19 protein-coding genes are annotated in these 22,241 nt (G+C 36.7%); 12 read left to right on the top strand and 7 right to left on the bottom strand.

What is annotated here, in order from left to right; genetic code table 11:
* From IGL70_RS06295 to IGL70_RS06285, 3 genes are all read right to left on the bottom strand, one after another.
* Positions 1-1,302, bottom strand: coding sequence for a carbohydrate ABC transporter permease (locus IGL70_RS06295; RefSeq protein WP_002318365.1), 1,302 nt, complete (start codon positions 1,300-1,302; stop codon positions 1-3).
* A 146-nt stretch (positions 1,303-1,448) separates the two neighbouring features.
* Positions 1,449-2,708 (bottom strand): extracellular solute-binding protein, encoded by a 1,260-nt coding sequence (locus tag IGL70_RS06290; protein WP_002288159.1) that lies wholly within the window; start codon positions 2,706-2,708, stop codon positions 1,449-1,451.
* A 101-nt stretch (positions 2,709-2,809) separates the two neighbouring features.
* On the bottom strand, positions 2,810-4,576 hold the full coding sequence (locus tag IGL70_RS06285; protein WP_047929390.1) for a glycoside hydrolase family 13 protein: 1,767 nt from the start codon (positions 4,574-4,576) through the stop codon (positions 2,810-2,812).
* Positions 4,577-4,964: 388 nt separating this feature from the next.
* On the opposite strand from IGL70_RS06285, the gene IGL70_RS06280 reads away from it, so the two are divergent.
* The 5 genes from IGL70_RS06280 to IGL70_RS06260 all read left to right on the top strand — a co-directional run bounded on the left by IGL70_RS06280 (position 4,965) and on the right by IGL70_RS06260 (position 8,622).
* Entirely contained in the window at positions 4,965-5,813 is an 849-nt protein-coding gene (locus IGL70_RS06280; RefSeq protein ID WP_002288161.1) for a YitT family protein, read from the top strand.
* A gap of 99 nt (positions 5,814-5,912) precedes the next feature.
* The gene (locus tag IGL70_RS06275; RefSeq protein ID WP_002288162.1) at positions 5,913-6,347 is read left to right on the top strand and encodes a VOC family protein; all 435 of its coding nucleotides are present in this window, start codon (positions 5,913-5,915) and stop codon (positions 6,345-6,347) included.
* A 179-nt stretch (positions 6,348-6,526) separates the two neighbouring features.
* Positions 6,527-6,937 (top strand): organic hydroperoxide resistance protein, encoded by a 411-nt coding sequence (locus tag IGL70_RS06270; protein WP_002288163.1) that lies wholly within the window; start codon positions 6,527-6,529, stop codon positions 6,935-6,937.
* Between the two features lie 56 nt (positions 6,938-6,993).
* The gene (locus tag IGL70_RS06265) at positions 6,994-7,434 is read left to right on the top strand and encodes a MarR family winged helix-turn-helix transcriptional regulator (protein WP_002311986.1); all 441 of its coding nucleotides are present in this window, start codon (positions 6,994-6,996) and stop codon (positions 7,432-7,434) included.
* 108 nt (positions 7,435-7,542) lie between these two features.
* Positions 7,543-8,622 carry an AI-2E family transporter gene (locus tag IGL70_RS06260; protein WP_002288167.1) on the top strand — a complete coding sequence of 360 codons (1,080 nt, stop codon included), beginning with the start codon at positions 7,543-7,545 and terminating at the stop codon, positions 8,620-8,622.
* Positions 8,623-8,747: 125 nt separating this feature from the next.
* Here IGL70_RS06260 and IGL70_RS06255 read toward each other — a convergent pair whose 3' ends face one another.
* Positions 8,748-9,941 (bottom strand): LPXTG cell wall anchor domain-containing protein, encoded by a 1,194-nt coding sequence (locus IGL70_RS06255; RefSeq protein WP_104873680.1) that lies wholly within the window; start codon positions 9,939-9,941, stop codon positions 8,748-8,750.
* 147 nt (positions 9,942-10,088) lie between these two features.
* On the opposite strand from IGL70_RS06255, the gene IGL70_RS06250 reads away from it, so the two are divergent.
* The gene (locus tag IGL70_RS06250) at positions 10,089-11,642 is read left to right on the top strand and encodes a helix-turn-helix domain-containing protein (RefSeq protein WP_002288171.1); all 1,554 of its coding nucleotides are present in this window, start codon (positions 10,089-10,091) and stop codon (positions 11,640-11,642) included.
* A 107-nt stretch (positions 11,643-11,749) separates the two neighbouring features.
* Here the strand turns inward: IGL70_RS06250 and uxuA are convergent, their stop codons facing one another.
* A complete protein-coding gene (gene uxuA, locus IGL70_RS06245) occupies positions 11,750-12,832 on the bottom strand; it encodes a mannonate dehydratase (protein ID WP_002296275.1) in 1,083 nt (360 codons plus the stop codon).
* On the bottom strand, positions 12,823-14,469 hold the full coding sequence (locus IGL70_RS06240; protein WP_002288175.1) for a mannitol dehydrogenase family protein: 1,647 nt from the start codon (positions 14,467-14,469) through the stop codon (positions 12,823-12,825). Before IGL70_RS06240 ends, uxuA begins: the two co-directional genes overlap by 10 nt.
* 183 nt (positions 14,470-14,652) lie before the next feature.
* Between IGL70_RS06240 and IGL70_RS06235 the strand changes: the two genes are divergently transcribed.
* The 6 genes from IGL70_RS06235 (at position 14,653) to IGL70_RS06210 (ending at position 19,999) form a co-directional block, all read left to right on the top strand.
* On the top strand, positions 14,653-15,315 hold the full coding sequence (locus IGL70_RS06235; protein ID WP_002288176.1) for a GntR family transcriptional regulator: 663 nt from the start codon (positions 14,653-14,655) through the stop codon (positions 15,313-15,315).
* Positions 15,316-15,458: 143 nt separating this feature from the next.
* On the top strand, positions 15,459-16,022 hold the full coding sequence (gene ahpC, locus IGL70_RS06230; protein WP_002288178.1) for an alkyl hydroperoxide reductase subunit C: 564 nt from the start codon (positions 15,459-15,461) through the stop codon (positions 16,020-16,022).
* 9 nt (positions 16,023-16,031) lie between these two features.
* Positions 16,032-17,561: an alkyl hydroperoxide reductase subunit F gene (ahpF, locus tag IGL70_RS06225; RefSeq protein WP_002288179.1), complete on the top strand. Its 1,530-nt coding sequence runs from the start codon at positions 16,032-16,034 to the stop codon at positions 17,559-17,561.
* Between the two features lie 156 nt (positions 17,562-17,717).
* Complete coding sequence (locus IGL70_RS06220) at positions 17,718-18,068, top strand: DUF2200 domain-containing protein (protein WP_002288180.1); 351 nt, start codon at positions 17,718-17,720, stop codon at positions 18,066-18,068.
* A gap of 98 nt (positions 18,069-18,166) precedes the next feature.
* Positions 18,167-18,694 (top strand): DUF308 domain-containing protein, encoded by a 528-nt coding sequence (locus IGL70_RS06215; protein ID WP_002324862.1) that lies wholly within the window; start codon positions 18,167-18,169, stop codon positions 18,692-18,694.
* Between the two features lie 153 nt (positions 18,695-18,847).
* Positions 18,848-19,999, top strand: coding sequence for a cation:proton antiporter (locus IGL70_RS06210; protein ID WP_002298469.1), 1,152 nt, complete (start codon positions 18,848-18,850; stop codon positions 19,997-19,999).
* A gap of 108 nt (positions 20,000-20,107) precedes the next feature.
* On the opposite strand, the gene pbp4 is transcribed toward IGL70_RS06210, so the two are convergent.
* Positions 20,108-22,144: a penicillin-binding protein PBP4(5) gene (gene pbp4, locus IGL70_RS06205; protein WP_104873679.1), complete on the bottom strand. Its 2,037-nt coding sequence runs from the start codon at positions 22,142-22,144 to the stop codon at positions 20,108-20,110.
* Positions 22,145-22,241 lie beyond the last annotated feature (97 nt).

Raw genomic sequence — 22,241 nt, 5'->3', positions numbered from 1 at the left:
TTAATCCCCCATATTGAACGCATTTGTCTTTTTAAATACCAGCAATGACACACAGATAACGATGATGGAGATAATCAACGTGATTGCTGAAGCCATAGAATATTGCGGAGAAGTTCCAGTCGTAAGTTTATAGATCCAGGAAATAAGAATATCAGTAGAACCAGCTCCTCCGCCTACGCTTCCGGGACCACCATTGTTAAACAGATAGATCATGGAGAAATTATTGAAATTCCCCGTATACTGTGTAATAAATGTTGGCGCTGCCACTAGGAAGACAGCAGGAAGCGTGATGTTTGAAAAGCGCTGCCATGCATTTGCTCCGTCGATTTTTGCTGCTTCATATAAGTCTTCTGAAATCGATTGTAAGATTCCTGTAACCATCACATAGATATAGGGAAATCCTAACCAGCCCTGCACTAAGATAATTGCTACTTTCGTCCAGTTGGGATCTGTTTTCCAAGAGATTGCACTGATATCTACAAAAGGAAGCTGGTTTAGGAAAGGAATCACTTGAGTATTGATGGCTCCTACGCTGTCGTTGAATATATTCGAAAAACTCATGATAGTAATAAAAGCTGGGACCGCCCATGGTAATAAGAAAATGATACCGAAAATACGTTTGAATTTAATAAATTTCTGGTGAGCAACAACCGCTGTGAGAATACCAAGGGTGATTTGCAAAGTTGTTGCACATAAAGTCCAAATCACGGTCCACGAAAAGACTGCAAAAAAAGTATTACGATATGAGCTTAAAAAGAAGATACTAAAAAAGTTTTTAGCCCCTACCCAATCAATCAAACTGGCTGGTGGAATATGATTGAAGTCATAATTAGTAAATGCAGTGAACAATGTAACTAGGACTGGGAAAATGATCGTAAAAATCATGAGAAGATAAGCGGGAAGTGTCAATAGATAAGGAAAACCTTCATCACCTATATTATGTATGACTTCCTTCATCGTCCGATTGATTTTTTTGCCCTCTTGACGCATCTTCGCTACTCGATAAGCGTCTAAAAGATTCAAACCGTAAAAAATCAAGAAAATGATTGTAATGATGAATTGCAAAGTGCCTTCAATCAAAATAAATAATGAATGATCTTCCATTGGTATACTTCCCAAAGTAACCAATCCTACCAATGCATGAAATCCGCCCAGAAGCATCTGACCAATGAATAGGACGAATATGGCGAAAAAAACGATACCTTTAAAAGCTTGGCCATTTACAAACTGCCCCATCCCTGGAATAAGTGAACAAAGCGTGATTTTTTTTTCGTTGATATTGCTTGTTTTATCTTGCTGCATCTGAATGCCCCCTCTAAACTTGCTAAACCGCAAACTGCTTTTAAGATAATGGCAACAAGAGCAAGATAATTTTCCATCTCGCTCTTGCCACTTTTATCTGAAGCACCTGTTCCATTTTTTATAAAAATGGACGGTTATCATTTTAATCAGTATTTTTGTTCTATGGCTTCACTGATTGTTTTTACTGCTTCATCTGCGGATTCTTTTGGTGTTTTTGAACCTGATGCTGCATCGAACATCAAGTTTTCTGCACCTGTCCAAACTTCGCCCATTTCTGGGATGTTTGGCATCGCTTGAGCTGTTTCATATTGTTCAATCACAGCTGTTGTTAATTCATCGTTTTTAGCCTTTGCTGTTTCCCTAGCTTGTTGGTTTGCAGGGATTTCATTTACCATTTCAAAGAATTTTTCTTGATTTTCCTGATTCGTTACATAATCAAGCCATTTTTGAGAGAGGTCTTTGTTTTTAGCATAATTGCTGACTACCCATCCTTTTCCTCCGCCAAACGGTTGATAAGGCTGTCCATTATTTAGAGTAGGAATTTTGGCTACACCATAATTGATATTGTTTTCTTTGTATGTTTGCGCTTGCCATGGACCGTCAATGATTGCTGCAGTTTTATTGGACATGAATTGCTGGCTGGCGAAGTCTCCTGCACTTTTTATGTCTTGCATTCCCTTTGGCCAAACATTTTTGAACCAATCTGTTGCATAAGAGATTCCTTCTACAGCACCTGCATTATTCAAACCGATATCTGAAGGATTTGTACCATCATCACCAAATACATAGCCACCGTAACCTGCAATTAAACCATAGGAATAATAAAAGTCAGTCCATTTAGCTAAAAATCCTGTATTTTTTCCTGCTTCTGACTCAAAAGCAAAACGACTGTCTTTGGATAGATTCTCCAAATCTTTAAACGTTGATGGTGCTGTATCGACTAAATCTTTGTTATAGTACAAAACAAGGGTCTCGATTACTGCAGGTTCTCCGTAGATTTTTCCATCATAAGTCACTTGGGCTTTGTCTGTTTCATCGTAAGCTGCTTCATTTCCCAGTTTTACTTCCGCCAGATGTCCTTGCTGTCCTAACGCACCGATCCGGTCATATGCTGCCATCATAACGTCAGGTCCCTTTCCAGCAGGCCCATCTAACGCTAATGATTCCAACTGATCGAACATGTCCTTTTCTACTAGCTTGATTTTCACATCGTTTTCTTTTTCGAAAGTGTTTTTTATTTCGTTTATATAATCTTTATATCCAGAATCAACGGAAACTGTTAACGTTTTTCCTTCATCGGCTTCCCCTTCTGCTGAAGAGTTACCATTGCCACAAGCCGCTAATCCGCCTAAGATTCCTAAAGAGATTAACCCTAAACCCAACTGTTTCACACTTCTTTTTTTCATCTTCATTTCCTCCTGTGTATTCAACGTGCTGTTACACCCTTATTATAATGGGCACAAATCTTCATTTGCAAACGCTTTCTTGTTGTTACCGGTAACAGTTTTCAACACATGATCAAAAATCCGTATTGTCGTATCTCTGCTTTCCCGTCTTCTAACAACTGACAATTTTGACTAAGAATCACCTCATTTTCCTGTTCTACTACCCAAGGTTCTTTTGACTGATTAAAGTAAACATAGATGATCTGTCCCTCTAGTTCCCGTGTGAAATAGAGCTTATCTTCACGATCATTTACTATTAGCCACTGAGTAGAACCTTCAGAAATAATCTTAGACAACTGTTTCCTTAGAGAAACAAGTTCTTTTATAAAACCGAATAGCTCTAGATCTTGTTCCTCCTTCTCCCATATCATACATTTGCGGCAATCCGGGTCATCTTCACCAGTCATCCCTATTTCTGTCCCGTAATAGATACAAGGAGACCCTTTTTGAAGAAACATAAAGGCCATCACAGACTTCATCAATTCTTTGTTACCTTGGCAAAGGGTCAAGATCCTGGCAGTATCATGAGAATCTAATAAGTTGAATGTTCCTTCGTTCACCTGATCTCTGTAAAGCATTTGCTGATGATTCATTCCACTGACCATTTGTGAAGCTGTGATTTTCTTTTTTGCAAAATAATCTTTAATCGAATCTGTAAATGCATAATTCATCACTGCATGGAATTCATCCCCTTGCAGCCAAGCTTGAGAGGAATGCCAAATCTCTCCAAGGATATAGATGTCTGGTTTGATTTCTGTAACTGCTTCTCTGAATTTTTTCCAAAAATGATGATCGACTTCATTAGCAACATCAAGACGCCATCCATCAATATCGAATTCTTTTATCCAATAAGTTGCGATATCCAGCAAATATTTTTGCACTTCTGGATTTGCTGTATTTAGTTTCGGCATGAATGGAGTAAAAGCAAAAGTATCATATGGGATATTTTCAGCAGTTTCTGGTAAGTCAGTCATCTGATAAGAATCTACTGGGAAAAAACGGATGTGGAACCAGTCTTTATAGATCGATTTTTCTCCGTTTTTGAGAACGTCTTGCCACTGTGGTGAATGGACACCCATATGATTGAATACAGCATCGAACATGATACGTATCCCTCTTTTATGTGCTTCATCAATCAAGTTTTTTAAAAGTTTTTTATCGCCAAAAGCGGGATCCACCTCATAATAATCAATCGTATCGTATTTATGATTGGATGTGGCTTTAAATATGGGACAAAAATAGATGCCATTGACGCCAAGGTCCGTCAAGTAATCCAAATGATCCCTCACACCTTGCAAATCTCCCCCGAAGAAGTCTTCTCGGTCTGGATCTTTACTTCCCCAAGGTAAAGTGTGTTCGGGGTCATTTGCTTTGTCCCCGTTTGCAAATCTTTCGGGAAAAATTTGATACCATACTGTTTCTTTTACCCATTCTGGAATAGTGAATCGATCGATTTGATGAAAATAAGGTATTCGAAAATAAAAATTTGGTTCAGTAATCACATTTTCTCGATAAGGAAAAATTCCTTGATCACCGTAAAAACAGTCCGTGTTATCTTCCCCAACAACATGGAACGCATACTGTAAGCGCCTTGTTTCGCTCGTCACTTCAATTTCCCAATAATCATGAACATTGGTACTTAGACATTTTTTCATTGGTCGTTGTTTTTGATACCATTTTTCAGTTGTTATGGTATATGGATCTCCACAAAGCACATATACTTTTTTGATATCATTTTTCCTAGTACGAAGCCGAATACGAAATCTTGTATTCGTATATAGAAATGCATATTCACTTTCCGGTCGATGATAAATTGCAGCTGTATCCATTGATTTCCTCCTTGTGTTTTAATATGACGTCATCACTATAAGTGATAGAGAAACAAAAGACAACGCTTTCAAAAATGTTATCGGTAACAGTTTTTTGATACCGAATTTTTATTTTTTAAACTTGCCAAATAGATAGACTTAAAACTTTTAAAAGTTTTAATCTACTTCCTGTACTATTTAGTGTCCTGAATTTATCTTAAGCGATCAATTTCTCCAATTTTCTAAAGTAAAAGTTTTTTAACAGTTTTTAACGTAGAAGTATATTCTAGAAGAATGAAACATAATAATTTAGACTAGCCTAATTTTTTTATTAATTAAAGTTAACTTAAGGTGAAAAGTAAGTTATAATAAGATAAGAGTATTATTAATGAATTAAGGAAGTGGATAAATGAAAGAAACGAGACAATTTATATGGACATACATTAAAATTATTTTTGCCCTCTTCATATTAGGAGTCGCTATCAATATGTTTTTAGGGCCTCATCATATTGCTGCTGGAGGTGTCAGCGGTCTAGGAATATTACTGGAAGCTGCTTTAGGATTTGACCGAGCTATAGTTATTTTAGTGTTGAATATCGTTATGTTGGTACTAGCTCTTCTATTTTTAGGTAAAAAACCCTTTTTTAAAGTACTTTTCGGAAGCTTGGTTTTTCCTTTAATCATTGCAATAGTTCCAGAAACAATGATTACTTCAGATCGGTTGTTGTCTGTCATTTTTGGAAGTGCGATTTTTGCTTTAGGAGTTGCGATTTTATATAAAAACAACTCTTCTAGCGGCGGTACGACGATCCCTCCCCTCATTTTTAAAAAATATTTCCACTTGAATACTTCGATTGGCTTATTTTTTACAGACGCATTCGTTGTTTCTCTTAATCTGTTTGTTTTTGGAATAGAAGAGTTTCTTTATGCTATTTTATCTATTGCAATCACTTCAATTGTCATGACTTATATCGAAACAGGTATCAATCGAAAGAAATCTGTTATGGTCATGAGTGAACATTATTTGGAAGACATCCGCCTTCGCTTAAGTGCTGAGATTGGACGTGGCCTTACCCTGCTAGAGGCAAAAGGCGGGTATAATCGAAAGTCAAAAGAGGTTTTATTGATCGTTGTGACTGATCATGAATTTTCCCGAATGAAACCATTGATAGAAGAAATCGATCCAAGTGCCTTTGTCATTGTCAGCAGCGTAGCAGAAGTAATGGGACGCGGATTTACTTATCATCCAATCGAATGAGTTGGTAAGTAAATCCGCTATTTTTTTGAATGCGTTTTCTTTAACTGGTATAATAAAAGAATCTAGTAACTGTTCGACTGAAAAGGAGAGGAGATCTTTATGCATAAAGGAACGGAAATCGATTTTGTATTAAATGATAGTTTGAAAGCACTAGAACTGTATCAAACAATCTTTGATGAAATACAACTGATTGAGGCAACAGATTACCCTAGAGGCAATAATGAAGTCATTTTTACCTTGTATGGCACGAGATTCCATATGCTGGATGAAAACACGTCTCTTGGTTTGACTGCTCCTACTGCTGAACATCCAAATACGATCTGGTTCAATATCATCGTCTCTGATATCGAGGACACACATAATAAAGCATTACGAAATGGCTGTGTAGAGATTCAAGAAATGACAGAAATGATGGACTTTGGTGTGACTAACTCAATGTTCAGAGATCCTTTTGGTTATTTATGGATGCTTCATCAGGTCCATCGTGAAGTAAGTTTTGAAGAAAGAAAACAACTTTTTGAGAAATATATGTAATGTTTATGATGAGATTAGTTTTTGTCTCTGATATTTTTTGTATATGTTTGCTATTCGAGAAAGCGCGTCTGTTTCATGTGCTTTCTCTTATTTATCTTATGCCAATCCATTTCTTTGCTTTTCACAATTATATTGTGTAAAATTCAATTGTATAAAATATAATTAAAGGTGGTAATTTTATGAAAAAAATGTATTCTACGAAAATGATCAACACAGGCGGACGCTCTGGAGAAGTTCATAATCCCGATCGTACATTCGAATTGAATATTGCAGCTCCTGGTAAACGCGTCGAAAATGCAACCAACCCTGAACAATTGTTTGCAGCTGGTTTCAGTGCATGTTTTAACAGTGCATTAGAATTGATCAAACAGCAAAAAAATATCTCTGGGGCTTCTACTGTCAGTGCACAAGTTTCCCTTTATTCAGAAAGTGAAACGAGCTTTGTCTTAGGTGTAGAGATTGAAGGATCTATCGAAGGTCTTTCTCTGGAAGAAACGCAAGAATTATTAGAGGCAGCGCATAAAGTGTGTCCGTATTCAAAAGCTACAGCTGGAAATATAGAAGTTACTCTGAAAGCAGTTAGTGAATAGACTTTTTTGTGTAAATCCGCTATGATACACTATAGTAAAACAGCGGAGGTGGAAAAATGGAAGATCTATATTTAGTTAATCAAGTATGTTTTCCTTTATATGCCGCCTCTAAGGAAATCATTAGACACTACACTCCCCTCCTCAAGCCGCTGAATCTTACCTATACCCAGTATCTTGTGATGTTAGTTTTATGGGAAAAGAAAAAGACTTCAGTGAAAGAGCTAGGAAATGATTTGTGTCTGGATTCTGGTACGCTGACTCCCTTACTAAAAAAGTTAGCAGAAAAAAATTATATTAATCGTCAGCGTGAAACGGGTGATGAAAGAATCGTAAATGTTACGCTGACTCCTCAAGGTGCTGCGTTGCAAAAACAAGCAGAAGGTATTCCACAAAAGATCAAGTCTTATCTTCCACTTGAACAGGAAGAATTGGATACACTGCAACATCTGACCCGAAAAATGCTAGATAATTTTCATCAAGACCAGAAAAAGGGCTGAAACTGCTAGATGAACGATTTTATGAGGAAAACCAACTCATAAGATAACGTCATTTAGCGGTTTTTCTTTTTGCTCTTTCTCTTTCTTATTTTCATATTCCATCATATAATGAATAACGTGTTTATTTTTTGTTATTTGGAGGTTGTCGATTTGACCGTTTATCAGCGTTTTTTGGCGAATGAAAAAATACGCCGTCTCACTGTTTTATTATTTGTCGTTTTTGTTCTTTTCTTAGTTAGAAGTATGATTACAACCATTTTGCTCACATTTATCTTTACTTATTTGATGATTCATCTTGTTCAAATCATTCAGCGATTTGTCCGAATCCCTACAGGTGTTTTAGCTATCATGATTTATACACTGATCGTTTACCTTATCTATCTGGCATTCACAAAGTATATCCCGATGCTTATTCATCAAACATTTGATATGATCCAGTCCGTTATTGATTTTTACGAGCATCAGCCAAAAGATGCAGATCCTGTTTTACAATATATCCATACTTATATTGAGCGAAACGATTTTTTTGAACAGCTTCAAAATGGCGCTTCGATTGCGCTTGGCTATTTACAGGATATAGGAAAAATGGCAGTGGCGTTTGCTATGTCATTCATCTTAAGTTTCTTTTTTATGATTGAAAAGAAAAAAACAATTGTATTCTCAAGATTGTTTTTAAAAAGTGAATTTTCTTGGTTCTTTCAAGATATTTACTATTTTGCCGATAAGTTTGTCAATACATTTGGTTTGGTATTAGAAGCTCAATTTGTTATCGCTCTTTTAAACACGTTGCTCACTACAATCGCCTTGGCTGTATTTGGCTTTCATCAGCTGCTGAGTTTAGCGATCATGATTTTCATTTTAAGTCTGATCCCAGTAGCAGGTGTTATCATTTCTTGTATTCCTCTATCTTTCATAGCTTATTCCCAAGGAGGCATCCGAGATGTTGTTTATATCCTGATTACGATTTTGATTGTCCATCTAATTGAGTCTTATGTGCTGAATCCGAAGTTGATGTCCAGCAAAACAGAACTGCCGATTTTTTATACATTTGTGGTCTTACTTGTTAGCGAACGGTTCTTTGGCGTTTGGGGCTTGATTGTCGGCATTCCGATCTTTACCTTCTTTTTAGATGTATTGAAAGTGAAAAAGATCCCGAACCATCTTCCAAAAGAAACAGATATCCCTTAAAATAAATATGAAGAAAGATAAAGTATGAACGACCCCAAATATCAGATTTCAATCTGGTATTTTGGGGTCGTTTTCTGGATATTTCTTTTTATTTGAAAAATGCGTTCACAGACATTATTCAAATGTTAGAGAGATCTGTTTTGTTTAAATCTTTTTGCAGAAAGCATTGTTGCTATACTTAATAGAATGATTCCGCTCCACAGTATAACTTTGTTTTGTGACTCTCCGGATTTTGGTAGCTGTTTATTTTTCGTTTCAGGACTAGCAAAGGTTGTATCCTTGCTACTTTTTAAGGTTTCAGCTGATTGGGCGCTATCAAATATTCGTGATTTTTTATTCAGCTGCTCTTCATTTATTTTTAGAATTGCTAGATTTGATTTTTTACTCTCTTTTTTTCCATCCTCTTGAATTGTTTTTTTGTTTATTTTTTCTGGTATTCCTTGGTCTCTTGCGTCCGTATCTGGTTCTGGAGTCACATCTGGTTTTTCTTCTGGATCTACCTCTGGTTTTTCTTCTGGATCTACCTCTGGTTTTTCTGGATTTTCAGTTTCATTATCTGTGTCTGGATTTGTTTCCGGTACTGTTTGGTTTCCAGAATCCGTATCTGGTTCTGGAGTTACATCTGGTTTTTCTTCTGGGGCTACCTCTGGTTTTTCTCCAGGGGTTATTTCAGGTTTTGATTCATTGTCTGGCTCTGGTTGAGTTTCTGTATCGGGTTCTTCTCCAGGTTCTATTTCCGGTTTCTGTTCTCCGTCTGGATTTTCTGTAGGCGGTACTTCTGGCTTATTTTCATTTTCTGGTTTATCTGTTGGTTCTTCAACAAGATCTCCTCCTGAGTCGATAGCTGAATCTTGCTCAATTGTCTGCCGCTGACTATACGGCGTTAAATGATGATGATCGTTCGGTAGTCCATCTGATACCTTGACAGTAAAAAGCGCTGGTTTTAACAAGTCCTGATTTAATGTAACGGTGAAGGTAAATATCGCTTGCTTGTGTTGGATAGTCAAAGTGTTCTCGTCATAGCCAATCGACAAAGCGGGATCAACATTCTCAAATGTAACAGCTGATTGTAGTATAGGTGCTAAGTCTCCTGAATAGTCAATTTTTGCTTTGATGGTCGCTGTTTGTCCTTTTCTTAATTTTGCGACTCCTGAATTGAAGGATGAAAATTCATCCTGAAAGGTAATTCGATTGACGTTGGCCCACTTGGTTTCTGTCCATTTGGCTGTTTCTATCTCCTCTGTGTGGACTGTCTGATTTATAGTAAGCGATAAGCTTAAGGCTGCAAATGTTGATATTAAGATGGTTGAATATCTCATAACTCTCTCACTCCTTGATTTTTTTGTATGCAAGAAATAAGATAGTAGAGATTCTACCTATATGTTTACTGTTTTTTTGTCTAAATTTATGAAAAAAACAGTAATATTTTCAAGTTTTAACAATTTAAGTAAAAAGGAGCCTCTTTCATGCAAACTCAAGAAGCGATTAAAACGTTTCTCTTGAAGAAAAAAAGCAATACAAAATTAGATATTTTTCTTTTCCTATCTGAACATCGTTTCTTTATTACTACACAATATTTAGCAGATCATTTCCATATGTCTGAATCAAATTTTTTACTATACATCAAAGAATTAGAACAAGACTTTGAGCGTCTCAATCTAACAGAACTGCATATTGATAAGCAAAAACCTTTTTTAAAGTTGAATTTTGAAGGAATTGATCCGGCTTACTGCTATTATCGTCTATTTGGAAGATACTGCAACGAATCAGTCAGTTATCAGATCTTGACTTCTTTGTTCAGCTGTCAGACAAATTCGATTATCAGTTTAAGTCAGCAAACAAACTATAGTGCCTCTTATTTGTATACGAAAATGAAAAAGATTAATGCATTTTTAGCATTGTACGGTTTGTCTATCTCCTTTTCTAATAATGGCAGAAAGTCTTTTTCTGGAAAAGAGGTACAAATTCAATATGCAGCATTAGATATTTATTGGAACATCTTTTCAAGTACTGCTACAGAATTTTATGATGAAGATCCGCAAGTAGTGGCTTTTATGATGAATACTTTTTTTAAAAAAGAAGTACTTGACCGACTAAATAGCGGTATGATAGATAAATTATATTTTCTATTAAAAATATGTAAAGAGAATTTTCCTGCAACTTCTGTGAAAGACGTACAAAAAGAATTCACAGAGTATGAATATATTGACTTTTTTATTGATCCCTCTGTAGATATTTTGCGACCTAATCTGCCAATTTGTCGCGAACAACGCATCTTAGTGAATATTTTAGCTCGACTTTCTATCACGAAAATCGAATCGGAAGAAACAAGCTTGGAGCAATACAAACTTTTAAAAAAAGCAAACGTTCCTCATGTTCTTTATTCAAGAGAAATGGTGGAGTCCTTTTGTACTGTATTTGATTTGTTTATACCTGAAAAAGAAAAGATTCTTTACTCATTGGCATTCGCACGAAATAAACTTTATAATGGATTTCTTAACTTCAATCAACCAAATACACCCCTTCCTACTTTCATGCTTTATCAAGAACATAGCGTGTTGAAAGAAGTCCAAACCGCCATTGAACAATTTTATATGGATTTCAGAGAACAAAATCAACACTTGTTACCAGTTATTTTAGAAAAGGAAAATGTGCAATGGATGGTTGAAGACCTAGTACATTTGTATGATCGCTACAAAAAACAGCCGCGAATTGTGATTGGTGTGAACTATACGCGTGATTTCTATATCAGTAAAGATCTGATCGTTAAGATAGAACAAATTTTTTCAAATGAATCGATCAAAATACAAAATGATTTTATGGAGAACTGCAACATCGTTATCAGCGACTGCCCTTTGAAACAATTGCCTTCTCATATCAAAAAAATCTATATTTTAAAAGGAATCATCACACCAGAAGACTGGAAAAAAGTGATTATGAGGATCTCAGAATATATCTTTGAATTAAAAGAAGAAGCACTCATGGATCAATCGAAAAAAGAAAATCAAGTTACTTCCTAGACCAAATAAGATACATAAATCCGAATGCTTATTAACAACCTCCGGATTTATGTATCAAGAATTTGAACATCCTTCTTATTTACATAATAAAATTACAGTTTTTTTCACTAATTATCTTTACTTTTGTTTCCTTTTTCGATTGCTTCCCATAATCCATTTAGATAAACAGCACCTAATGCTCGATCATATAAGCCGTATCCTGGTCTTCCTGTCTCATTCCAGATCATTCTTCCATGATCAGGACGGATGTATCCGTTAAATCCGTTGTCATACATTGTTTTTAGTATGCGGTACATGTCTAATGAACCGTATTCGGATTTATGCGGTGCCTCATAGAAATCTCGATTAGCTAAAAATTTAATATTTCGAACATGTGCAAATGGGATTCGATCTCTTTGACAAAATTCTGCTAAAATCCCATATACATCATTTTCTGGATCTTCTGCAATACTCCCTGTACAAAGAGTGATTCCGTTATAAGGGCTGTCTACTATGCGGCACAACCAATCTAAATCTTCTCGATTCTTTACGATTCGAGGTAATCCAAAAATCGAGTATGGCGGATCATCTGGATGTACAGCCATTTTGACCCCTACCTCTTCACATGTTGGGATGATTGATTGGAGAAAATAGGCAAAATTTTCTCGAAGTTTTTCTTCGTCTACTGATGCATAGGCTTCAAGCAAGGATTTGATATGAGCTAAGCGCTCAGGTTCCCATCCCGGCAATTCAAATTCATTGCTGGAATGTTCGATGCGCGCGACGATTTCTCTTGGATCATCTGGAATATCATCAGATATAAAAGCTAACGTGGATGAGCCGTCTTCTAAGCGGTAGTCAAGGTCAGATTTCACCCAGTCAAATACAGGCATAAAATTATAGCAGATGACTTCTATTCCATATTCTGCCAAGTTTCGGATTGTCTGCTTATAGTTTTCGATATACTGCTCACGGGAAGGTAATCCAATTTTAATGGCATCATGCACATTGACGCTTTCAATTACTTTTAGTGTTAACCCACGAGACTCAATTTCTTCTTTTAGTTCTTTGATCCTCTCCCTAGGCCATACCTCTCCTACTGGTATATCCATCAATGTGCCTACAATCCCTTTGACCGCAGGAATCTGTCTGATTTCATCTAAGGTAATCTTTTCTTCCTGTGATCCGTACCATCTAAAAGTCATTTCCATGATAAATTTCCTCCATGTTCTTGTAAGTAATCCTGTAATGTTTTTCGTACGGCATTCGGTCCTGCTACCATCTTGATGAACATTTCTTCTATTTTTCTGCCAAGCTCTGCTTGGTAAAGATCTACACCAAAAATTTCTTTATTTGACAAAATAGGAGCCATTTTCTCATGAATATGTGATGTATCTTGCGTACCCAGTTGAATATCGGAAAGCTTATGCTGAAAGTCTGTCAATAGTGGGTCTGGACTCGGGATGAATGGTTTTCCTTGATCATCAATGCCAATAAGGTATCGAAGCCAAGCAGCGAGAGTCAATGGTATGAATACAAGTGTCTGCGGGTCTTTAACTTCTATTTCCATATATTTTTTAATCGTCTCACCATAACGAATCGCCACCTTTTGAGAGGTATCCGTGGCGATTCGCTGAGGCATATCAGGAATATTTGGATTAGAAAAGCGCACAGTAATTACTTCTTCCAGAAAGATCTTTGGATCAATGATACCTGGAGACTCCACAACTGGGAGGCCTTCATTGTACCCGATTTCAGAAACTAGCAGCGATAAATCTGGATCTTTCATCTCCTCAGCTATGCTCCTATACCCCAGTAAACAACCCATAATAGCTAAAGACGTATGCAAAGGATTAAGGCAAGTCGTCACCTTCATCGTATCTGCTTTATCTACCGTTGCACGATCAGTCAAGAATACCCCAGCTTTTTCGAATTTCGGACGTCCATTGGGAAAATGATCTTCCATGATTAAATAATGGATGTCCTCTGTATTGACAAATGGAGCAATATTATTTCCTTTTGCGGTTTGGAAAATCGACATATTTGAAAAGCCCTCTTTTGCCAACATTTTGCTAACTGACAAGGAAGGATTCGGGGTGATACGATCAATCATCGTCCATGGAAACGCAACAATTTCTTCATTCGATAAGTATTGGATAAATGTATTTTGTACATAACCTTCCTTTTGCCATTCTTTTGCGATCGTTAGCAAAGAAGTACGTAATTGACTACCGTTTTGTGAAAAATTATCTGTAGAGACAAGTGCAATCGGCCAAGCTCCAGATAAAAAACGTTTATAAAGTAGCGCAGCAAGAATACTCATTGTATGTGATGGCTTCTTTGGACCATTTTTTATATCGACTGCAATCGGTCCTATATATTTATTATTTGTATCTTTCAATCGATAACCTTTTTCAGTAATAGCAAAAGTAACTAATTGTAAACTAGGATTTTCAAAGTGTCGAATCATCTTATCAAAGTGTTCAGAACAATCTGGATGACAATACAGACTGTCAGCTGTCGCAGCTAATATACGTTTGACGAACTCTCCACTGCTTGGCATGACCACTTCAAGAATCAAATCATCAAAATCTTGGTAAGCCCTTTCAATTATTTCTTCATCGAATGTTTCACAAACAATGACACCAGTGGACAATTCGCCTAGATCCGCTAAACGTTGAGCGATTTCTGCATGAAATCCTCGATAAAGATTTCCGCCACCGAAATGGATCCAGACAGGATTTTTTTGTCCATTTTCTCTTAATGATGCACGGTCAAAATGAGGTATTTCTACTTCTTTTTGAGATAATTCAGGGATAAAGTTCCTCCAGTTGTTTAAATCAATCATTTTTCCCCTCCTAAACTAACATATTAGTTTTTGTATTCAAGTGAATTTTATGCAATAAAAATCGCTATGTCAACCAAAATTTTACTATTTATACAAATTTACTAGTTAATGTGACATACCAGATTGTTTTTCAGACCTCTTCTGTTATACTACGTTCATAGAAATGATTTTGGAGGAATAAAGATGAAAAGCAGCTTGCAATCTCAAGCTTATCAAGCGATTCGTAAACAAATTATCTATGCTGACTTAGAACCTGGAAGGAAAATATCTGAAAAGGCACTGGAGGAACATCTTGCTATCGGCCGGACTCCCATTCGCGAAGCATTGATTCAACTACGTCAGCAAGAACTCGTGTATACGATACCTCAAAGTGGTACGTATGTTTCAAAAATTAATCTTGTTTCTGCAGAAAATGCTCGCTTTGTCCGAGAACAGTTGGAAGAGCAAATCATGATTGAATGTTGTTCCAAATTGGACACACAAACACGAATAGTGCTAGAAACGATTTTAGAAGAACAAGAAAAAGCAGTCAAAATAAATGACGAACGCGCTTTTTTCCGTGCAGATAATTTATTTCATGAAGCTTGTTTCGAAATTGCAGGAAGAAAAGAAGTTTGGAACTGGTTAGATGACCATAATACCCATTTAGAACGTTTCCGCTGGTTACGAGTGACCATTCAGGGGCTTCCATGGGAAACGATCATGGAACAACATTATGATTTACTCAAGGCTTTAGTTGATAAAAAACCAGAAGAAGCTCGATTTCAAACGGGATTGCACTTACACATGATGCTGAAAGAACAGGAAACTGTTACTCAACGTTATCCCGAGTATTTCCAGCAGTAGCATTTTCTTGCGACCTCTTCTATTTTTATAATTAACCTTCGTTTTTGAGTAATCTTTATTAAATAACAAAATATCCATTGACTTTGCAACTCCAACTAAATTACAATAATTATAAATAAATAATTATTATTGGAGGTTTTACTATGTCATTGATTGGGAAAAAAATCGAAGAATTTAATGCACATGCTTATCATCAAGGAGAATTTTTAGAAGTCAGTGAAAAAGATCTTATGGGGAACTGGAGTATTCTTTGCTTCTATCCAGCTGATTTTACTTTTGTTTGTCCTACTGAATTAGAAGACTTACAAGAACAATACAGTACATTGAAATCTTTAGGTGTTGAAGTCTTTTCTTGCTCTACCGATACCCACTTTACTCACAAAGCATGGCATGATACATCAGATGCTATCGGTAAAATCGAATACGTGATGATCGGTGATCCGTCTCATCAGATTTCTCGTATTTTTGATGTTTTGGATGAAGAGCAAGGATTAGCTCAGCGAGGAACATTTATTATTGATCCAGACGGAATCGTTCAAGCTATGGAAATCAATGCAGATGGAATCGGTCGTGACGCTAGTGCACTGATTGATAAGATTCGCGCTGCTCAATATGTACGTACCCACCCAGGTGAAGTTTGTCCGGCAAAATGGAAAGAAAGTGGCGAAACATTGAAACCAAGTTTTGATCTTGTTGGAAAGATTTAGGTGGTGGATATGTTAGACAAAGAAACTAAACAAAATCTCGAACAATATTTAGCACTGATTGAATCTCCTATTGTTTTTTCTGTTAGTTTGGATAATAGTGAAAATAGTCAAAAACTAGCTGAATTTACGAAGGAAATAGCAGAAATGTCTCCTAAAATCTCTTGGGAAAAAAGAGATTCGATGCGCACACCTAGTTTTTCTATCAATCCAGTTGGCAAAGAAAGTGGAATCGTTTTTGCTGGTATCCCCCTCGGTCATGAATTTTCCTCTTTTTTACTGGCTATGTTACAAATTAGTGGACGGGCACCGAAAATCAGTGAATCTTTGAGTCTTAAAATCAAAAAAATAACACAAACATTGCATTTTGACAGTTATGTTAGCTTGACTTGTCATAATTGCCCCGACGTTGTACAGGCATTGAATATATTAGCTGTATTAAATCCAAATATTACTCATACGATGATTGAAGGTGGGATGTTCCAAAAAGAAATCGATGATAAAAAAATCATGGCAGTGCCAACTGTGTTTTTAAATGGAGAAGAATTTAGTAGCGGACGCATGACGATCGAACAAATTGTTGAAAAAATCACTGGCCCTTTGATTGAAGAAGAGTTGTTTGAAAAAGAACCTTATGATGTATTAGTGATTGGCGGTGGACCAGCAGCTAGTAGTGCAGCTATCTATGCAGCACGTAAAGGAATCCGTACAGGACTTGTCGCTGATTCTTTCGGCGGACAAGTCGTTGAAACACTAGGGATTGAAAATATGATTGGTACCTCTTACACAGAAGGTCCAAAATTGATGCAGCAAGTAGAAAGTCATGTGCGTAGTTACCCTATCGACATTATGATGAATCAACAGGCCGTTTCCTTAAATAAAGAGCAACATTTTATTAATATTGGCTTAGCTAACGGTATATCACTTAAAGCAAAAACCGCCATCATCGCGACAGGTGCGCACTGGCGTTCTATCAATGTACCAGGCGAAAAAGAGTTTAAAAATAAAGGAATTGCTTATTGCCCACACTGTGACGGCCCTTTATTTAAAGGAAAAGAGATTGCTGTTATCGGTGGTGGTAATTCTGGTGTTGAAGCAGCAATCGATTTGGCTGGGTTAGCAAAACATGTATATGTTCTAGAATTCTTACCAGAATTAAAAGCAGATCAAATCTTACAGGATAAACTAGTCTCTCTTGCGAATGTCACTGTTATCAAACATGCAGCGACGAAAGAAATCAGCGGTACGAATCAGGTAGAATCTCTCTCCTATATCGATCGCCGTACGATGGAGATGCATACACTAGCTGTTTCAGGAGTATTCATTCTAGTCGGCTTACTCCCTAATACGGATTGGCTAGATGGAACGATCGAAATGAATCCAAGAAATGAAATAGTGACCGAGAAAAATGGCGCAACGAATATCCCCGGCGTTTTCGCAGCTGGTGATTGTACAGATAGTCCATACAAACAAATCATTGTTTCAATGGGTTCAGGAGCTACTGCAGCTTTAGGAGCATTCGATTATCTGATGCGCACTTGAGCTATGAAGATTGTAAAAAGTCAGAGAGCGGAAAAAAGGATGGTGACAAGAATTTTGTCACAATCCTTTTTGTTTTTTTGAATAATCGCTTTTTCTTCTCTTTTTCTTATATACTATAAGTAGTAAATAATTTGAAAAAAAGAAAGGTGACTGATTATGGCGCAAAATCGTATTTTTACGACAAGTTTTGCAAGCGTTTATCCTATGTATGTAGCAAAAGCGGAGAGAAAAGATCGTATAAAAGAGGAAGTAGATGAAATCATTTGTTGGCTGACGGGTTATTCCCAAACAGAACTAGAATATCAACTACAAAAACAAGTGACTTTCGAACAATTTTTTGCGGAAGCCCCTGTCCCCAATCCTTCACGTTCCTTGATTACAGGTGTTGTTTGTGGTGTACGAGTAGAAGACATCGAGGATAACTTGATGAAAGAAATTCGTTATTTAGATAAAATGATCGATGAGCTAGCAAAAGGCAAAAAAATGGAAAAGATCCTCAGAAGTTGATTTTTCCAGAGATATTCTTCTCCTTCGCTCATTTTGTAACATTTAATTTGGTAAAATGACTAGTTCACGTTAAAATAAGTCAAAGGAGGTTTTCTTATATGTTTGAGACGATTAAACAAAATATTCAAAAATACGCCTTATTAAGAGCTGCTGTTTATATTATTTCTGGGATTGCGATTGTGCTAAACCCTTCTGCTGTTTTTCATTTTATCGGTTATCTGATCACCGCCTATCTTGTTTTGCTTGGGTTGTTGAATCTTTTTGAGGCTTACCGTTTTAAAAGGAAAACAGGTTCTTGGAGTATCGGTCTGTTCAGTGGTCTTTTTTTCCTGATCTTAGCTCTGATCGTCTATGCTTTTGCACCTGCAATCGTTTCTATCCTGCCGATTCTTCTTGGATTAGCTGTTATCATCAACAGCTTGTTCCAGTTGTTCTTCAGCATGAATACAAAAGCTAAAAGTTGGAGTGTTTATAGTATTCTGTTGTTGATTGGCGGATTCGTCTTATTGTTCAATCCATTCAAAAGTTTGATGCTTCTATTCCAAATATTCGGCTTTATTTTGATTTTCATGGGCATCCAGGAGATTATCAATTTCATCAGAATAAGAAAAATGACTATACGTTAATCATTTTTAGTTATTAAAATAGACCGTATAAAAACCAACAATCCAAAAAAATCTTTTGGATTGTTGGTTTTTTTGTGAGTATATTTTCCTATTTTTTCAATAATGTATGTTATGCTAAGTTCGGGCTATATTTTATACAAAGGAATGATGAGAATGGAATTTATTGGTATTTTATGCCTGATATTGATTTCAACAACGATTGGCTCACATATCTCGCGGAGATTAGGTATCCCAGCAGTGATTGGACAATTACTTGTTGGTGTTTTGCTAGGCCAAGCTGGATTGAATTGGGTCAAACCTGATATTCTAGTCCATGACTTTTCGGAGATTGGTGTGATCTTATTAATGTTTTTAGCTGGTCTGGAAAGTGATTTATCTCTTTTGAAAAAATATTTCCGACCTGGTATGTTCGTTGCTTTGCTTGGGATCATCTTCCCGGTTGTTTTTGGCTGGTTGACAGGCGAAGCATTCCAAGTTTCGGGAAATGAAGCGATTTTCTTTGGGATTATTCTTGCGGCAACTTCTGTCAGTATTTCAGTAGAAGTATTAAAAGAACTAAACGTAGTGAATACAAAAGAAGGATCAACAATTTTGGGTGCTTCTGTGGTAGATGACATTTTAGTCGTTTTAGTTCTAAGTTTCAGCCTATCTTTTCTAACGGGGGAAGCTTCTAGCAATGCTTCTTTACCGCTTGTTTTGATTGAACAGCTAATTTATTTTGTTTTTATTTTCTTATTAGTCAAATGGATTGCGCCTTTCCTACTTTCATTTGCAGAAAAAGTGTACGCAAATTCTTCTATTATCATCGTATCGCTAGTTATTTGTTTAGGAATGTCTTACGTAGCGGATCTTGTTGGGCTTAGCTCTGTCATTGGTGCTTTTTTTGCTGGGATAGCTGTCAGTCAGACAAAGGTTAAAGAAGAAGTATACCACAATGTAGAGGCTTTAGGATATGCAGTATTTATACCAGTATTTTTTGTCAGTGTAGGATTAGAAGTTGATTTTTCTGACTTTAGTGAACAACTACTCTTTATTTCTATATTGACGCTTGTAGCGATTTTGACCAAATTGCTTGGAGGTTATTTTGGTGCTCAGATTGCCGGTTTTTCTCAACATAGTTCATTGATGGTCGGTGCTGGTATGATTTCGCGTGGAGAAATGGCTTTGATCATTTTACAAATTGGACAGCAAAGTCAATTGATCGAACCACAGTACTATTCACCTTTAGTTATCGTGATTTTATTAAGTACACTTATTTCTCCACTTGTTCTCAAATATTTTACAAAGAAAGTTTATGAAGTGTGAGTAAATCAAAAAGAAGTTGTGAAAGAGACATCGTGAAAACCGTTTATTTGAAAAAAGGACTGTGACGATAACGCCACAGTCCTTTTACTGTACTTAAAAAGCAATTTTTTATTGATAATTTTGGTTGAGGTATTGCAATAGTTCCGGTGCTCGTTTGGTTGCTGAATCATCATCTTCTTTATTTTCCAACATGCTGACCATCATATAACCTTGGTTATCAGGATTGAAAGCAAACAAGAAACTGTTCTCTTTCCCCTTTTCATCCTGTTTTTCTTTGATTTCCGCTGTACCAGTTTTCGCTGCCAACGGAATCCCTAAAGCAGAAAGAGAATGTGCTGTACCATTTACATCTTGCACAACTTCTCTCAGATCTGGCACGATCGTTTGTACTGCTGTTTCGCCGATGACATTCTTCTTATCTTTTGTCTCTTTATCTGCAATCAATTTAGGATAGACAAGTGTGCCATTGTTGGCAAAAACAGAATACATTGCTGCTTGCTGGATAGGATTAATTAGAAGTTCACCCTGTCCATATCCAGTATCAGCTAGCAAGATATCTGAGTTAAAGCTATCTTCATTAGAAATTTGTGCTGGATTCATACTAATTGGCAAATCAAGGTCTTCACCAAAAATGAATTTATCTAAGCCTGTACGAAATTTTTTCTCACCCATTTTCAACGTTTCTTGTGCCATATATATATTATCGGAATAGATCAAAGCAGATTTTAAGTCTACTTGTGATACATCACTGACACGCGTTACTTGATAAGATCCCCAAGAACTGTCTTTTTGCCATTTAAGCCCGTTGATCGTCAACACTTCATTTGGATCGATAGTGCCGTTGTCGAGACCGATTGCTGCTGTGATCATTTTAAACGTAGATCCAGGAGCATAACCTGTCGCAAATCGACTGATGAATGGCTGTTCAGGATTTTCTTCATAAGCTTTGTAATCTTCTTGTGAGATCCCGTTTGTCATTTTGTTTGGATCATAGCTTGGAGAGCTAGCAAGCGCAAGAAGATCACCGGTTTTTGGCGTTGTCGCAACAGTTGACCCAGCTTTTCCTCCTAGACTGTCAAAAGCTGTTTTTTGTGCCTTCGCATCGATTGTCAATTTGATATCTTTGCCATTTTGAACTTCATGTTCGATCAGAACTTTTTTCTCTACACCGTCTGCATCTGTAATGCTTAATTTCCCACCTGTTGTCCCACGAAGATCCTTATCAAAAGCCATCTCCAAACCTGAGCGACCGATTTTTCCATTACTGCTTAATTCTGGATTCTTATCAATATCTTCTGCTGTGATATCTCCCACGTAACCAATCAGCTGAGCAGCTGCTTCACCCAAAGGATAATATCTGCCGTCTACTTCTTGAATGGTAGCTCCAGCTGGAAGTTCTGGCGTTGCTCCATCAATGATTTTCAATGGGACAAAGTAATCGGGTTGTACCCAGCTTTGTGAAATCGCCTGATTGATAGCATCTTCTGTTAAGTCGAAGGAGGAAGCAATCGCTTTGATATTGGCTGTTTTTTCGTCTCCATCTCCAAGTTTACTTGGAACGACTCCTAATTGTTTTAGTTTGCCTGTTGTTGCTAATGGTTCACCATTTCGATCTATAATATTCCCTCTTGCTGCTTCTTGTGTGGTCAGGCTTACTTTGTCATTTCCTTCCATTTCTGGAAAAACCAAGTTGGGTTGCCAGTTGATCGTGGTTTGACCATCATTTCTGTCTAATGTTCCTTTATAAGAAAGATCTTTCAATTCACCTAATGAGGTATTCATCTTTGCTTTATATGAGAAGCTATAAGTAGAATCGTCTTTTTTATCTACTTTTAGCTTCGATATCTGAAGTCCTTTGACATCAGCAGCACCGTATATATTCTGGTATTTCTCTAAGATCTCTTTTTCAGATAATGCACTTTTATTTGCCGCCTTTTTTGATGCCATTTCTGCAGCTTTGTTATAATCTCCTTTGTTCAAAGCTTGGACAAATTGCTCAACCGTCTTTTCTCCAGCTTCTACTGCTTGGTTTTCTTGATAGTGCTGGTAGTAAAAATAACTGCCACCCGCAGCTGCTATTAAGATCACTGCGCCGGCAATATAAGCGCCTGTTCGATTTTTGCCGTGCTTGTCACTTCTTTTCATTTTTTCCTCCTTCTCTTGCTTGTCATTCCTTTATTTTCACTATTTATCCCTGTTTATTCTAACATAATAAAAGAAGTCAGAACATAACATAGATTGT

The sequence above is a fragment of the Enterococcus sp. DIV0901a genome (assembly GCF_051711525.1).
Classification (GTDB): domain Bacteria; phylum Bacillota; class Bacilli; order Lactobacillales; family Enterococcaceae; genus Enterococcus_B; species Enterococcus_B faecium.
Note: the sequence above shows the minus strand (reverse complement) of the source record. Positions and strands in the feature narration are given on the sequence as shown.

Bases quoted from the DNA above. Each gene is read 5' to 3' on its own strand.
- IGL70_RS06255 (WP_104873680.1), bottom strand. From the start codon at position 9,941: ATGAGATATTCAACCATCTTAATATCAACATTTGCAGCCTTAAGCTTA.
- IGL70_RS06270 (WP_002288163.1), top strand. From the start codon at position 6,527: ATGAAAAAAATGTATTCTACGAAAATGATCAACACAGGCGGACGCTCT.
- IGL70_RS06265 (WP_002311986.1), top strand. From the start codon at position 6,994: ATGGAAGATCTATATTTAGTTAATCAAGTATGTTTTCCTTTATATGCC.
- IGL70_RS06235 (WP_002288176.1), top strand. From the start codon at position 14,653: ATGAAAAGCAGCTTGCAATCTCAAGCTTATCAAGCGATTCGTAAACAA.
- ahpF (WP_002288179.1), top strand. From the start codon at position 16,032: ATGTTAGACAAAGAAACTAAACAAAATCTCGAACAATATTTAGCACTG.
- IGL70_RS06275 (WP_002288162.1), top strand. From the start codon at position 5,913: ATGCATAAAGGAACGGAAATCGATTTTGTATTAAATGATAGTTTGAAA.
- pbp4 (WP_104873679.1), bottom strand. From the start codon at position 22,144: ATGAAAAGAAGTGACAAGCACGGCAAAAATCGAACAGGCGCTTATATT.
- IGL70_RS06260 (WP_002288167.1), top strand. From the start codon at position 7,543: ATGAATAACGTGTTTATTTTTTGTTATTTGGAGGTTGTCGATTTGACC.
- IGL70_RS06285 (WP_047929390.1), bottom strand. From the start codon at position 4,576: ATGGATACAGCTGCAATTTATCATCGACCGGAAAGTGAATATGCATTT.
- IGL70_RS06290 (WP_002288159.1), bottom strand. From the start codon at position 2,708: ATGAAAAAAAGAAGTGTGAAACAGTTGGGTTTAGGGTTAATCTCTTTA.
- IGL70_RS06215 (WP_002324862.1), top strand. From the start codon at position 18,167: ATGTTTGAGACGATTAAACAAAATATTCAAAAATACGCCTTATTAAGA.
- IGL70_RS06240 (WP_002288175.1), bottom strand. From the start codon at position 14,469: ATGATTGATTTAAACAACTGGAGGAACTTTATCCCTGAATTATCTCAA.
- IGL70_RS06295 (WP_002318365.1), bottom strand. From the start codon at position 1,302: ATGCAGCAAGATAAAACAAGCAATATCAACGAAAAAAAAATCACGCTT.
- IGL70_RS06210 (WP_002298469.1), top strand. From the start codon at position 18,848: ATGGAATTTATTGGTATTTTATGCCTGATATTGATTTCAACAACGATT.
- uxuA (WP_002296275.1), bottom strand. From the start codon at position 12,832: ATGGAAATGACTTTTAGATGGTACGGATCACAGGAAGAAAAGATTACC.
- IGL70_RS06280 (WP_002288161.1), top strand. From the start codon at position 4,965: ATGAAAGAAACGAGACAATTTATATGGACATACATTAAAATTATTTTT.
- ahpC (WP_002288178.1), top strand. From the start codon at position 15,459: ATGTCATTGATTGGGAAAAAAATCGAAGAATTTAATGCACATGCTTAT.
- IGL70_RS06220 (WP_002288180.1), top strand. From the start codon at position 17,718: ATGGCGCAAAATCGTATTTTTACGACAAGTTTTGCAAGCGTTTATCCT.
- IGL70_RS06250 (WP_002288171.1), top strand. From the start codon at position 10,089: ATGCAAACTCAAGAAGCGATTAAAACGTTTCTCTTGAAGAAAAAAAGC.